The organism is Haloactinomyces albus, from assembly GCF_031458135.1.
Classification (GTDB): Bacteria; Actinomycetota; Actinomycetes; order Mycobacteriales; family Pseudonocardiaceae; genus Haloactinomyces; species Haloactinomyces albus.
Genome location: NZ_JAVDXW010000001.1, coordinates 3,222,074 through 3,235,496 on the forward strand (window position 1 = coordinate 3,222,074; position 13,423 = coordinate 3,235,496).

Consider the following 13,423-nt stretch of genomic DNA (forward strand, 5'->3'; position numbering starts at 1 on the left):
GCCGGTGCCGCTTCGACGTCATCGCGTAAGCGCGCATCGGGCGACGCCCCGGAGCGCCTGCCACGCTCAACGCTTCCGTGCGGGTAGCGTCTGCCTCGTGAGTGCAACGCCGGAGCCGCCACCGCCGCATGTGCGCGCGGCGTTCGGAGCGCGCCTCGAAGAACCGGAACTGCTCGAGGGTGGCCTCGCTTGGCGCTGCGGTGCGGATGGCGAGGTCGTTCTCAAACCGGTTTCCAGCACCGCTGAAGCAGCGTGGGTGGCGCAGGCCCTCGATTCCCTCGCGCCGGAGGAGGTTCGGCTGGCCAAACCGCTGCGGTCGACCGATGGACGCTGGGTGGTCTCCGGCTGGGCGGCGACCCGGCACATCGATGGCCGACCGGAACCCCGCCATGACGAGGTCGTGGCGATGTCGCTTCGGTTGCACGCCAAGAGCCGAGTCCTGGCATATCCGCGGTTCCTGGACGCTCGCCAGGATATTTACGCCTTGGCCGATCGAATGGCCTGGGGCGAGGTGGAGTTTCCGCTGCAGGCCGACAAGGGCGGCAGGCTCTACGACGTTCTCGCCGGTTCGCGCCGCGAGATCCGATTGCGGCCACAGGTGGTACACGGGGACCTGTTCGGCAACGTGCTGTTCGCGGGGAACGCACCTCCCGGAATCATCGACTTCGCACCGTACTGGCGCCCTGCGGAGTGGGCGGCTGCGGTCGCCGTGATCGACGCGCTCGCCTGGGGCGGATCGGATGCGGCGATCGTGGAACGCTGGTCGCATCTGTCCGAGTGGCCGCAGGCGCTGCTGCGGGCGCTGCTGTTCCGGCTCGCCGTGCATGCGTTGCATCCGCGTGCCACGACGGCCTCGCTCGGGGGGTTGGAGTACGCCTCCCAAATGGTCCTCGAAGTCCTGTGAACGCAGCTCGTGCCACGATGGGTGCGTGAACGAGGCGACAACGGAGCAGCCGCTGGCGGGCTACACCGTCGGAGTCACGGCCGAGCGCAAAGCCGATGAACTCGGGGCTCTGCTGACCAGGCGGGGCGCGCACGTGATGCAGGGTGCGGCGATGCACACCGTGCCGCTGCCCGAGGATGGTGAACTCGCTGCAGCCACGACCGAGGTGCTGGCGGCCCCGGTTGATTTCGTCGTCGTCACCACCGGTGTCGGCTTCCGGGGGTGGCTGGAGGCTGCCGAGGAGAACGGTGTCGGAACGCGGCTGCTGGAGCAACTGCGCCCGGCACGGCTGCTGGCGCGTGGTGCCAAGGCGCGCGGCGCGATCCGGGGTGCCGGGCTCACCGTCGCGTGGAACGCTCCCTCGGAGGAATCCACCGAAGTCCTGCACCAGCTGCTGGAACACGATCTCCACGGCACCCGCGTGGTCGTGCAGGTGCACGGAAATCCGATGGTCGAGTTCCGGGCGAAGTTGAGCGAGGCGGGCGCCGAGGTCGTGCCGGTGGCGGTCTACCGGTGGACGGATCCGCTGGACCTCGATGCGCTGGACCGGCTGATCGGTGCGGTCATCGCCGGTGAGATCGATGCGCTGCCGTTCACCAGCGCCCCCGCGGCCGCGAACCTCCTGGATCGGGCGGACCGCATCGGGCAGGGCACGTCCTTGCGGGAGGCGATGCGCTCGCGCGTGCTGCTCGCGTGTGTCGGCCCGGTCACCGCCGCTCCGATCGCGCAGGAGGGTCTGCCGTACTCCGTGCCCGAGCGCGCGCGGACGGCCTCGCTGGTGCGGCTGCTCGCCGAGGAATTGCCCGCTCGCGAGGTGTGAGCCGCCGGATGTGCGTCGTTCAATCCGTGCCCCAGCGGTAACGGCGCATGTCCACGCGACCGTTGTCGGCGAGTACCCCCTCGGCCCGCAAGTGTTCGAGCTGCCGGTGCCGGAGATGCTCGGCGACGGTGCCGTTGGAGCGCAGAACTCGATACCAGGGCAGGTCGGCACCGTCCTCGGCGAGGATGCGGCCGACCAGGCGGGCCGAGCGCAGCCCGGCGAGTTCGGCGACGTCGCCGTAGCCCAGCACCCGCCCCGGCGGGATCGATGCGACGACCGACCGAACCTGCTCCAGCGTCTGCTCGTCCATGGGCGCAGTATCCCAGCTTCACAGTGCTGCCCGGCCGCCCAGGGAACGGATGCGGACGGCAGCGACACGAACATCGCTCGTAACCGGCCCGCCTGCCCCGCAGTGCCTGCGGTGCATGGTTCCATCGGGATGTGCCGATCTCGGATGCGCCCACCCTCGTTCGCCGTGCCGACTCCGGCGGGCAGCGACCGTCCTGGGACGCGGCGGGGCGGCGGGTCCTGGAACACGACGGTGGTTTCCTGCGGTTGCTCGGTGGCCCCGGAACCGGGAAGACCACGCTGCTCGCCGAGGTCGTTGCCGAGCGCATACTGCGCCGGGAGGTCTCCCCGGAGAACGTGCTCGTACTCACCCCGAGCCGCCGGGCGGCAGCACGACTGCGCTCGGAGATCACCCGACGGATCGGCCTTGCGGGGGAAGGGAACGCGCGGGAAGGGAATCCGCACACCGCGCAGGAGCCGCTCGTTCGGTCGGTGCACTCCTATGCGTTCGGGGTGCTGCGGCTGCAGGCCGCACGTGACGAGCGGCCACCGCCGAGACTGCTCAACGGTCCGCAGCAGGATGTGCAGATCCGCGAGCTGCTCGACGGTGACATCGAGGAAGGCGCCGACTACTGGCCGGAGGCTCTGCGCTCGGCGCTGCCCACGGACGGTTTTCGCGACGAGCTGCGGGAGCTGTTGATGCGCGCCGCCGAGCGTGGCTGCGGACCGGCGGAGCTGCGTGAGCTCGGTTCCCGCCATGGTCGTCCGGACTGGGTGGCCGCGGGCAGGTTCGGTGAGCAGTACGAGCGCGTCACGCTGCTGGCAGGCGGGTCCGAAGGGCAGGGCGGTGCACCGGCTCTCGACGCTGCCGGGTTGGTCTCCGCTGCCTTGCTGGCTTTCGACACCGACACCGATCTGCTGGCGCAGGAGCAGGACCGGGTGCGGCACCTGCTCGTCGACGATGCGCAGAACCTGGATCCGCAGCAGTTCCGGTTGTGCGATCGGCTGGGGGAAACGGCGTCGGAGTTTCTGCTGGCAGGAGACCCCGACCAGGCCATTTACGCGTTTCGGGGCGCCGATTCGGAGGGCCTGCGCAATGCCGACCCCGACGGTGGCCGCACCCGGGTGCTGACGACCGACCATCGGATGTCCGCATCGGTGCGGGCCGCGGTGCATCGCCTGGCTTCCTGCCTGCCGGGTGCCGGGCCGCAGCGCGACACGGCCGGTGCACGGTCGGAGGACGGCGGCGAGAGCCACACCGGCTCGGTGCAGGTGCGGTTGCTGGCTTCGCAGGCACAGGAGGCCGCGTGGGTCGCCGATCAGCTTCGCCGCGCGCATCTGCTCGACGGTGTGCCGTGGTCGCGGATGGCGGTGATCACGAAGTCGACGAAACTCTCGCTACCGGTCCTGCGTCGCGCGTTGCTGGCCGCCGGAGTGCCTCTTGCGCTCCCCGTCGACGATGTGCCGCTGGCCCAGCGCGGCATCGTGCGTCCTCTGCTGACACTGCTGCGGTGTGCCGTACGGCCCCGGACGCTCGATCCGGAATCCGCCGAGGAACTTCTGACGTCCGCGCTGGGCGGTGCCGATCCACTCGCGTTGCGACGCCTGCGCCGAGGCCTGCGGCGGTTGGAGCTGGCCGCAGGGGGAGATCGGCCCAGCGGTGAACTCCTCGTCGAGGCCCTGCACAGTGCGGACCGGCTGGCGGCACTGGAGGATGCCGCCGCCGAACCGGCACGCCGGATCGCGGCACTGCTGCGCACGGGAGCGGAAGCCGATGCCGCGGGCCGAGGGGTGGAGGAAACCCTGTGGCAGGTGTGGAAGGCCTGCGGTGTCGAGCAGCGGTGGCTCGCCCGTTCCGAACGCGGCGGGAGCTCCGGTGCTCAGGCCGACCGGGACCTCGATGCCGTGGTGGCGCTGTTCGACGCGGCCGCGCAGTATGCCGACCGACTGCCCGGAGACGACGCCGCGGCCTTCGCCGCGCACTTGACGGACCAGCACATCTCCGGCGACTCCCTGGCCCCCTCGGCTCCTTCGGGTGACGCGGTAACGGTGACGACCGCACATGGAGCGGCAGGCCGGGAATGGGACGTCGTCGCCCTCCCCGATGTCCAGGAGGGCGTCTGGCCCGATCTTCGGCTGCGCGGTTCGCTGCTGGGGGTGGAGCGACTGGTCGATGTATTGTCCGGAGTGGACGCCTCCGATCGGGTGTCGGCCACGGCGCCGATACTGGCCGACGAACGGCGCCTGTTGCTGGTGGCGGCCAGCCGTGCGCGCCGCCGTGTCCTGGTCAGCGCGGTGCGGGGAGAGGACGAGCAACCTTCGCGTTTCCTGGACGAACTGGAAGGCGTGGTCAGCGATCCCGATGCGGTGGAGCGTCCGGTGCTGCAGCCCGAGCGTGGCCTCGCGCTGCCCGAGCTGGTCGGTGAACTGCGGAAGGTCGTCTGTGACGGCGAGACCGATCGGCGACGACGCGAGCGTGCTGCCACTCAGCTCGCCCGCCTCGCCGATGCCGGAGTTCCCGGTGCGCACCCGGACACGTGGTACGGGCTGCCGGACAGTTCCAGTTCGGTACCGCTGGTCGACGGGGACGAGCCCGTCCGCGTTTCACCCTCCACGGTGGACACGCTGACGAAGTGCCCGTTGCGGTGGATGATCGAACGGCACGGTGGGCAGGATGCGGCCGAACTGGCCTCGGTGACCGGGACACTGGTGCACTCCCTCGTCGAGTCCGCGGCGGGCGGCGCCGACGCCGAACAGTTGCGCCGAGCCTTGGACAAGGCGTGGGAGTCGGTCGATGCGGGCGCCCCGTGGTTTTCCCGGCGCGAGCGGCAGCGCGTCGAGCGGATGCTCGATGCGTTCCTGACCTGGCTGGAATCCTCGCGCGGTGAACTGACGCAGGCAGGCGTCGAAACCGACCTCGACCTCAAGATCCCCGCGAGGGAAGGCGGGCCGTGGTTGCGGTTGCGCGGCCGGGTGGACCGGCTGGAGACGGACTCCGGCGGGCGTCCGGTCGTGGTGGACGTCAAAACCGCGAAGACCCCGGTGAGCAAGAACGAGGCGAAGGAACACCCGCAGTTGGCGGTGTATCAGCTCGCCGCCGCGCTGGGTGCCTTCGGGGATACGGCCGACGATGTGCAGCCGGGTGGGGCCCGGTTGCTCTACGTCGCGAAACCGGATGCCGAGGGCGCGGCCACCGAGCGAGGGCAAGCAGGACTCGACGAGGACCGGATGCGGGTGTGGCTCGACGTGGTCCACAACGCCGCCGCATCCAGCACCGGGCCGGCGTTCGCGGCGCACGAGAATGCCGACTGCCCACGATGTCCCGTGCGCACCAGTTGTCCCATGCACCCGGCGGGAAGGCAGGTCGGCCAGTGATCAGCCCGCAGCGAATCGCGGAGGCACTGGGGCTGCACCCGCCCACACCCGAGCAGGCCGCCGTGATCGGGGCGCCTGCCGAACCCGCCCTGGTGGTCGCGGGTGCGGGCGCCGGCAAGACCGAGACGATGGCCGCCCGCGTGGTGTGGCTGGTGGCCAATGGCCTGGTCACCCCGGAGCGCGTCCTCGGTCTGACCTTCACCCGCAAGGCGGCGCGGCAACTCGCCGATCGTGTCCGAGCCCGGCTCCGGCGCCTGGCCGGGTCGGGACTGTTGGACGAGGTCGACCCCTCCGGGGAGCTGCGTGCTCTCGTGCTGGCCGGGGAACCGACCGTGCTGACCTACCATGCCTATGCGGGCCGCCTCGTCGGCGAACACGGGTTGCGTGTGCCGGTGGAGCCCGGCGCACGGTTGCTGACCGAGACGGCAGCATGGCAACTGGCGCACAGCGTCGTGTCCACGTGGACCGAGGACCTGGACACCGACAAGGTTCCGGCCACGGTCACCGAATACGTGCTGTCCCTGGCCGGAGAGCTCGCCGAACATCTGACGTCGCCGGAGCAGGTGGTCGGGCACGCCGAGCGGCTGTGCCGGATCGTGGAGTCCGCCCCGCCCGGCAAGGGCCAGCGTGCCGCCCCGTCCCAGGAGTTGCAGAAGGTCCCGGCCGCACAGCGGCTGCGCACGGCACTGCTGCCGCTCCTGGACGAGTACGGTCGCCGCAAGCGCCGCGAAGCCGCGATGGATTTCGCCGACCAGATGTCGTTGGCCGCGCGGCTGGCCGACGAACATCCCGAGGTGTCCGCGGGGGAACGGGACCGCTTCGGGGCCGTGCTGCTGGACGAGTATCAGGACACCGGGCATGCGCAACGCGTGCTGCTGCGGGCACTGTTCGGTCGGGCGGAAACGCCGATGCCGGTGACCGCGGTCGGTGACCCCGCTCAGGCCATCTACGGCTGGCGTGGTGCGAGTGCGGCGAACCTGCCGCGCTTCGCCACCGACTTCCCGTGCCGCCGCACTCCGTCGGGTGACGAGGCGGGTGATTTTCCCGACCATCGCCCGCCTGCCGCCGAGCTTGCACCCGCCCGGCGGTACGGACTGATGACCAGTTTCCGGAACCCGCCCGAGGTCCTGCGGCTGGCCAACGCCGTGTCCGAGCCGTTGCGTGCGGCGGGCCTGGAGGTCGACGAGTTGCGCGCGCGGGACGGTGCGGGACCGGGAGACATCCGGTGCGCACTGGTCGATGATATTCGCTCCGAGCGGGACTGGCTGGCTGATCGTGTTGCGGCGCAGTGGCAGGAAACCCTGGACAGGACGGGGAAGCCACCCACTGCGGCGGTGTTGGTGCGGCGTCGCGCCGATATGGCCGACCTCGCGGCGGCACTGCGCGCACGAGGGCTGCCGGTCGAGGTGGTCGGCCTGGGAGGGCTGCTCGACGAGCCGGAGGTGCGGGATCTGGTCAGCGCACTCCGGGTACTGGTCGATCCGCTGGCAGGTACCGCGGCGATGCGGCTGCTGACCGGCGCGCGCTGGCGCATCGGTGCGGCCGACCTCGCCGCGTTGTGGGAGCGTGCGCAGGAACTCGGTACCCGATCGGCGGGTGCTCGATCGGAGACCCCGCTGTCGGAGGAATCCGCGCCGGAGGACGCCGATGCCACCGTGGCCGAGGCGTTGCCGGGGGAGAGCGCCGAGCAGGCGGGCCTGGTGGACGCACTCGACGATCCCGGCGAGCCCGAGCGCTACTCGCAGCCGGGGTTCCGGCGGATACGCAGGCTGGGCGGTGAACTCGCCGCGCTCCGGCGGCGGCTCGAACAGCCGCTGCCGGAGCTGGTGGCCGACGTGGAGCGCACTCTCCTGCTCGACATCGAGAGCCTGGCCCGGCCGGGCGGGGTCGGCCGAGCTCACCTGGATGCGCTGGCCGGCGTGGTCGCGGAGTTCGCCACCGCGAGTCCCGCTGCGACCCTGCCCGCGCTGCTGGACTACCTGGACTCCGCCGAACGGGCCGAGGACGGTCTCGAACCGGGCGAGGTGGAAGTCGCCGAGGACCGGGTACAGGTACTGACCGCCCATGCCGCCAAGGGACTGGAGTGGCAGGTCGTGGCCGTTCCGCATCTGGTCGACGGCGTCTTCCCCGGAAAGCGCAAGTCGTCCTGTTGGTTGCGTTCGGTCACGGAGCTGCCCGCCGAGCTGCGCGGGGATGCCGAGGACCTGCCGCGCCTGGACCTCGGTCGTCTGGAGGGGATGGACCGCAAGGAGCTCACGGCCGAGCTGGACCGGCACGACGCGGATTTCGAGGAACGCAGGCTCACCGAGGAGCGGCGGCTGCTCTACGTCGCGTTGACGCGTTCGGAGCACACCCTGCTGGTTTCGGGGCACTGGTGGGGCGAGGGCAGCGGAAAGCCGAAGGGACCCTCGGGATTCCTGCGGGAGTTCGCGGAGGTTCTCGGCGGAGAGTCGGCGCCGGGGATCGTCGAGCACTGGGCCCCGGCGCCGGACGGTGCTACCGCGAACCCGTTGACGGAGGCCACACGCAGCATCGAGTGGCCCGCCGACCCGCTCGGCGAGCGCAGGGACGCGGTCGCAGGTGGGGCCGATCTCGTGCGTGCGGCGCTGGCCGACCCGGGTATGACCGAGGGCGCCGATCCGGCTGATGCCGGACTTTCGGCGAGCGGTGAGCTCTCGGCGGAGGGTGAGGCCGAGCGCTGGGCGCGCGATGTGGACGTACTGCTGGCCGAGCGCGACGCCACTGCACGGCAACGGGACGAGGTTGCGTTGCCCGATCACCTGTCGGTGAGCCGGCTGGTCGAACTCGCCGACGACCGCGATGCCTTGGCCCGACGACTGCGCCGCCCGCTACCACTTCCGCCGAACCCCACGGCACGTCGAGGTACGGCTTTTCACGCCTGGTTGGAGCATCGGTTCACGTCCACGGCACTGCTGGATATCGACGAACTCCCCGGTGCTGCCGACGATTCGGCCGCATCGGACAGTACTGTGGAGGAACTGCGGCAGGCGTTTCTGGCGGGCTCGTGGGCCGATCGCACTCCGCACCGGGTGGAGGTGCCGTTCGAAACCCGGATCGACGGGGTGGCGATCCGGGGCCGCATGGATGCGGTGTTCGCCGACCCGGACGGGGGTTGGACGGTCGTGGACTGGAAGACCGGTGCGGTGCCGGGCGAAGATCGGGTCCCGGTGCTGTCGGTGCAGCTTGCCGCGTACCGGCTGGCGTGGTCGGAGCTGTCCGGAGCACCGTTGGACGAGGTCCGTGCTGCGTTCCACTATGTGCGCCACGATCGAACGCTGCGTCCCGCCGATCTCCTCGACGCCGATGGCCTGCGTGCTCTGCTCGCCTCGGTCCCGGCAGCGGAGTAAGCAGGCAACGAACTCGAAAAATGCAGTTTCGCGCGAAACTGCAAAAAAACCACACGTTCGGGTGGCATAGCTTGTCAGGGGATGTGCAGGCACAGGAGCATGCCCGCGATGTCACAGAATACCGAGTGGAAGCTCCGTACCCCTCCGCAGACCGAAGTGTGGGTGGATGAGGACGTCCTGGCGATGCGCGCACCGCTGGTGCGAGTTCACCGGGACGACGAGGGAACGTGGTTGTTCGACGGTCCCGGACAACCGCCTCGCCCCGCCTCGGCGACTCACCTGAGCGCGGTCGTGGGTGCCTGGCCGCATGTGGGCGCGCTGACCGAACTGGACAGCGGCGACTCGGTCGTCTGGTCCTGGGAGCGGCACGGCTGGACGGGCGAGTTCGAGTGCCGCTGCGGTAGCTGCGTGCAACCCGTGGCCGCCGATCTGGACCGCAGCACCTGGCCGTCCGAACTGCATCCGGAACGCCTCGCCAGCGTCGAGAACACCGCACTGGCCGGTCAGGTCACGCTGACCGACATCGTCGCCACGCCAGGGGGACTCGCGTTGCTCGGGCCCGGAAGCCAACGCCGAACCAGCGAGGAAATGGCACCGGTCGCCCTGGCCAACGTCATCCGCCGCTGGCCGCACACGATGCAGGCACTCCGCGCGGTGCGCGACGGCTATGGCATGCGCTGGAATCCCGACGCACTGAACTGGAACGAGTACATGACGGCCTGAGTGCTTGTCCGACACCCGCCTCGAGTGCTCACCCGGCGTTCTCGAAGACTCGGGGCTCGAACCTTCAGGAACCGGTGGCGTTTTCGCGGCTGCGGCAATCATGTTCGAGGACTTTGAAGTACAGGACCTCCAGCAGCCAGCGATCGAACAACGAGAATCCGAACTCGGTCGATCGGTCCTCCGGGGCCAGTACCAGCTCGCCCGGCCCGTCCGGTCCCGATCGGACGACTCCGATGCCGTAGTAGTCGAGTTCGGTCAACGGCCATGGGCGGTACGGGTGGTCACCGGGCAGCACGACCGTACACGGTGCGAGTGTCATGAGTGTGCCGCAGGCGCGCAGCGCCCGCCTGGCTTTCGAGACCGGTACGAGAACTCCCAGTAGATCGACTCCCGGTACGGGAAGGTGATCGTGCATGCTCGGTTCGGACCACGAACGAAACCACGATGGATCGGCCTGCGGCTCCCAGCCGTGTGTGCTGCGCCAGTAGTGCACATCGGGGCGGAGGCGCGTCATGGCACCGAAGCGAGTTCCGAAAACCTCGATGTCCGGGATCAGACACCCGTGCCACCCGAGTGCGCGGGCCGCATGCTCAAGCTCCTGCACCGGAGCATGGTAATCCGGAAGGTTGCGGATTCAACAAGTCCTGGGATCGGATGATGTCGGACTCGTTACCGATCGGTGTCGTGCGTCCTTTCGCGGGATCCGGCCCGGAAGCGTTACCGTTCTGCGTCGTGAATGATCCCCGTAGGGGCGGTACGTCCGGGAAGGTGCGTGTGCCGTGAAACGCCGCGTGACACGCATGGGGGCCGAATCGCTTGATGTCCGCAGTGACGAGGACACCCTCACCGACCGGCTGACCGACCGCCCTGATCACGCCCTCGTGGGTGTGATCAGGATGCCGGAAACCACAGTCGGGCCCGCGCAGTCGATCATCCGCCGGATCATCGGTGCGAGTCTGGCGTTGGCGATCACCGTGCTGCTCGTCTACCTGGATCGAGGGGGTTACAGTGATACCGACGGCACCCCGCTGAGCATCCTCGATGCCCTCTACTACGCGACCGTGTCGCTGTCGACGACCGGGTACGGTGACATCGCCCCGGTGAGTATGTCGGCTCGTCTGGTCAATGTGCTCGTCATCACGCCGCTGCGCGTGCTGTTTCTGATCGTGCTCGTCGGGACGACACTGGAAGTGCTCACCGAGCGCTCCCGGCAGGCACTGAAGATCCAACGCTGGAGGTCCAAGGTGCGCGACCACGTGGTCGTCATCGGGTATGGAACCAAGGGACGTTCGGCGGTCACGGCCCTGTTGGGAGAAGGTGCCGAAGCCGGTTCGATCGTCGTGGTCGACACGAACTCGACCGCGCTGGAGGCCGCCTCCTCGCTCGGACTGGTCACCGTCAACGGTTCGGGTACCCGCTCGGATGTGCTCCGCGTCGCCGGGGTACCCCGTGCCCGGGCGATCGTGGTGGCCCCCGAACGTGATGACACCGCCGTGCTGGTCACCCTCACAGCACGCGAACTCGCCCCGAAAGCGCAGTTGGTGGCGGCAGTGCGGGAAGCGGAGAACGTGCACCTGCTGCGGCAGTCCGGCGCGGATTCGGTCGTGGTCTCCAGCGAGACCTCCGGCAGGCTGCTGGGGATGGCGACGTCGACCCCCTCCGTGGTGGAGATGTTCGAGGACCTGCTGTCGCCGGATATCGGGCTGGCGATCGCCGAACGTGATGCCGGACGCTCCGAGATCGGCGGTTCACCTCGGCATCTGTCCGATATTGTGCTGGGCATCGTGCGTGATGGGCAGCTTTACCGGGTGGATGCGCCGGAGGCCGATGCGATCGAGGAAGGCGATCGCCTGCTCTACGTCAAGAAGGTCGCGAGCGGGCAGGAGTAGGCGGTCGTCCATCGCCGAAGCGGGCAATGTGACATGCGCCGGTCGTGTTCTGGGAGTATCCGGGAGTGGGGCGACGACGAGGCTCGGCATCCGTGATGTTGATTCTGCTGGTTCTGGGGATGGTCGGGATGGGCGCGGTTGCCGTGTCCTGGTGGCCCCTGCCGAGCGTGCTCGGCGATGGTGGTGCCGCCGCCGAGTTGCGCCCTGCCACGGCGACGGTGCTCGAATCCGCCTCGTGTGCCGCGTCCACGAAGGGTGACCTGGTCGAAGTGCGCATCGGCGGACAGCGGATGCGGGTTCGATATGACGGGTGCGGTCACCGACCGGGACAACGGCTGTCGGTACGGGTTCCCGTGGCGGCGAGCGGTGGCGTCGTGGACCGACCTTTCGTGGCTCGGCCCGCCGCCCCGGCGGAGGCAGGCGGCGCGGAGGTGAGCAGCCTGCGTGAGCGATTGAGCTGGGTACTGCTCACTCTCGCCGGGGTTGCGGGCAGCGGTTACGCGCTTCTGCTGCGCTGGATGCGAGCGGAGTCCCTCGATCGTTCTTGAACGCCCATCCGGGCGAAGTCCGGGGTGTTTTCACGGATGACGCATGCCGCACCTCTCGACAGCCCGATCAGCTCACGTCGGAGGCGGGTGCGGCCCACGTGTTGCACTGGGCGGTGTTGTTGCGCGAGTATCCCGTTTCCATCCAGCCGCCGTAGTGCTCGGGGGTACCGTGGTCCCGGGGCTTGCCCGGCCGGTCTCCCCGCTCGTAGTGATTTCTGATCGAGTTCCAGGCGGCCTCCGTGGTGATCGAGTCCGTGCGTTCTGCGCTGGCGAGATACTGCCCGGAGAAACACTGTGCTTGCAGTTCGGAACGGCGGCTCAGTGCCAGCGCGCGCGGTGTGTCGTAGCCCCCGCTGTCGTAGGCTTTCTGCTGCCAGGCCCGAGCGATGCCACTGATGTTCTGGATGTGGTGGCCGTACTCGTGGGCGAACACTCCGAGGTAGATGGCGGGTCGGTTGCCCAGTTGGTCCGTTTGCAGCCCCCTGAACGGCATGTAGATCGTGGTGTTGCTGCTGCAGTAGAACGCTGCGACGTTCTGGCTCCTGCTGACCGACCCGCACGGGCTGCTCCAGCTACCGCCACTGGGAAAGGCCAGATTGGGCGGGGCGAAGGGCAGGTCCGCTTGCCGCATCACGGGGCGCCACGCTTGGTCGAGGCAGGGCAGCGCCGCCTTGAAATAGCGTTGTGCGCCTCGGGGTGTGCTTTCCCACGCGGGCAGGTCGCACGGTACGTCGGGGACTGCCATCGCCACGGTGGCTACCGGATTGCTCGCCGTCTCGTACACCGGTTGTGGTCCACTGGGGACGGCCGTCGTGGTGGTGTACTCGTCATTGGTGGAGTTCCGGTCGCTCGTGCTGCCGTGGTCGTCATTGGCGAATGTCTCGGTCGTGTCGCTGCCATCGGGTGCTCCGGTGCTGTAGTCACCGGTGCTGTAGGCGTAATCCGAGGCACTGCTCCGGTTGGCGGAGGTGAGGGCGACCATTCCGGTCGTTCCGAGGACGAGCAGGAAGGCTCCGGTGAGGACGGCAGCGACGATGGCTGCGCTGTTGGAGCGTTTGGGGCCGTTGGAACGCGCGGGTGGTGGCATTCCGGGGGCGTAACCAGGTCTGCCCGCCTCCCACTGCTTGCCCACAGGCGGTCGCGGCGGGCCCGAGCGGGGCGGGACAGGAGTGGGCGGCGGCGTCCCCGGTGATGCCGTGGCCTGTGGTGGAGGGAGTGGAGCCCGCCCCTGCTGCGGGATCGTGCCGGGCGGGGGTGGTGGTACCGGCCGGGGCGGCCGGGACGGCGGCGGTGCGAGTGGACTCCCCGGCTGATCCAGTGGCCGAGCAGCCGGGGGCGGAGCCACCGGACGGGTGGGCGGGTGACCTCCGTGCGGCTGCTGCTGTGGCGGCCTGGGCGGCTGCGGCGCTCGCGGGCCTGTCATCCGAGAAATTCCCCTTACCGGTTCCGTCGATTGTGGAACGAACTTT

Annotated in this window: 10 protein-coding genes; 7 read left to right on the top strand and 3 right to left on the bottom strand. The window is 69.4% G+C overall.

Annotation, left to right across the window (positions count from 1 at the left end; translation table 11 throughout):
• Positions 1 to 97: 97 nt before the first annotated feature.
• Both JOF55_RS15270 and JOF55_RS15275 read left to right on the top strand, forming a co-directional pair.
• The gene (locus JOF55_RS15270; RefSeq protein ID WP_310274806.1) at positions 98 to 904 is read left to right on the top strand and encodes a TIGR02569 family protein; all 807 of its coding nucleotides are present in this window, start codon (positions 98 to 100) and stop codon (positions 902 to 904) included.
• A gap of 25 nt (positions 905 to 929) precedes the next feature.
• The gene (locus JOF55_RS15275) at positions 930 to 1,763 is read left to right on the top strand and encodes a uroporphyrinogen-III synthase (RefSeq protein ID WP_310274808.1); all 834 of its coding nucleotides are present in this window, start codon (positions 930 to 932) and stop codon (positions 1,761 to 1,763) included.
• Between the two features lie 19 nt (positions 1,764 to 1,782).
• Here JOF55_RS15275 and JOF55_RS15280 read toward each other — a convergent pair whose 3' ends face one another.
• Positions 1,783 to 2,073, bottom strand: a complete 291-nt coding sequence (locus tag JOF55_RS15280) for an MGMT family protein (protein ID WP_310274809.1) — start codon at positions 2,071 to 2,073, stop codon at positions 1,783 to 1,785.
• 131 nt (positions 2,074 to 2,204) lie between these two features.
• On the opposite strand from JOF55_RS15280, the gene JOF55_RS15285 reads away from it, so the two are divergent.
• The 3 genes from JOF55_RS15285 to JOF55_RS15295 all read left to right on the top strand — a co-directional run bounded on the left by JOF55_RS15285 (position 2,205) and on the right by JOF55_RS15295 (position 9,517).
• Positions 2,205 to 5,426 (top strand): ATP-dependent helicase, encoded by a 3,222-nt coding sequence (locus JOF55_RS15285; RefSeq protein WP_310274811.1) that lies wholly within the window; start codon positions 2,205 to 2,207, stop codon positions 5,424 to 5,426.
• Positions 5,369 to 8,794: an ATP-dependent helicase gene (locus JOF55_RS15290; RefSeq protein ID WP_374727284.1), complete on the top strand. Its 3,426-nt coding sequence runs from the start codon at positions 5,369 to 5,371 to the stop codon at positions 8,792 to 8,794. Before JOF55_RS15285 ends, JOF55_RS15290 begins: the two co-directional genes overlap by 58 nt.
• Before the next feature lie 108 nt (positions 8,795 to 8,902).
• Positions 8,903 to 9,517: a hypothetical protein gene (locus tag JOF55_RS15295; protein ID WP_310274815.1), complete on the top strand. Its 615-nt coding sequence runs from the start codon at positions 8,903 to 8,905 to the stop codon at positions 9,515 to 9,517.
• Positions 9,518 to 9,581: 64 nt separating this feature from the next.
• On the opposite strand, the gene JOF55_RS15300 is transcribed toward JOF55_RS15295, so the two are convergent.
• Positions 9,582 to 10,121, bottom strand: coding sequence for a hypothetical protein (locus JOF55_RS15300; protein ID WP_310274816.1), 540 nt, complete (start codon positions 10,119 to 10,121; stop codon positions 9,582 to 9,584).
• A gap of 196 nt (positions 10,122 to 10,317) precedes the next feature.
• Between JOF55_RS15300 and JOF55_RS15305 the strand changes: the two genes are divergently transcribed.
• Together JOF55_RS15305 and JOF55_RS15310 are read left to right on the top strand one after the other, a co-directional pair.
• A complete protein-coding gene (locus JOF55_RS15305; RefSeq protein ID WP_374727514.1) occupies positions 10,318 to 11,406 on the top strand; it encodes a potassium channel family protein in 1,089 nt (362 codons plus the stop codon).
• A 95-nt stretch (positions 11,407 to 11,501) separates the two neighbouring features.
• Positions 11,502 to 11,954 (top strand): hypothetical protein, encoded by a 453-nt coding sequence (locus tag JOF55_RS15310; RefSeq protein WP_374727515.1) that lies wholly within the window; start codon positions 11,502 to 11,504, stop codon positions 11,952 to 11,954.
• 67 nt (positions 11,955 to 12,021) lie between these two features.
• On the opposite strand, the gene JOF55_RS15315 is transcribed toward JOF55_RS15310, so the two are convergent.
• Positions 12,022 to 13,041: a neutral zinc metallopeptidase gene (locus tag JOF55_RS15315; RefSeq protein WP_310274821.1), complete on the bottom strand. Its 1,020-nt coding sequence runs from the start codon at positions 13,039 to 13,041 to the stop codon at positions 12,022 to 12,024.
• Positions 13,042 to 13,423 lie beyond the last annotated feature (382 nt).

Bases quoted from the DNA above. Each gene is read 5' to 3' on its own strand.
- JOF55_RS15280 (WP_310274809.1), bottom strand. From the start codon at position 2,073: ATGGACGAGCAGACGCTGGAGCAGGTTCGGTCGGTCGTCGCATCGATC.
- JOF55_RS15290 (WP_374727284.1), top strand. From the start codon at position 5,369: ATGTCCCGTGCGCACCAGTTGTCCCATGCACCCGGCGGGAAGGCAGGT.
- JOF55_RS15310 (WP_374727515.1), top strand. From the start codon at position 11,502: ATGTTGATTCTGCTGGTTCTGGGGATGGTCGGGATGGGCGCGGTTGCC.
- JOF55_RS15295 (WP_310274815.1), top strand. From the start codon at position 8,903: ATGTCACAGAATACCGAGTGGAAGCTCCGTACCCCTCCGCAGACCGAA.
- JOF55_RS15305 (WP_374727514.1), top strand. From the start codon at position 10,318: ATGGGGGCCGAATCGCTTGATGTCCGCAGTGACGAGGACACCCTCACC.
- JOF55_RS15315 (WP_310274821.1), bottom strand. From the start codon at position 13,041: ATGCCACCACCCGCGCGTTCCAACGGCCCCAAACGCTCCAACAGCGCA.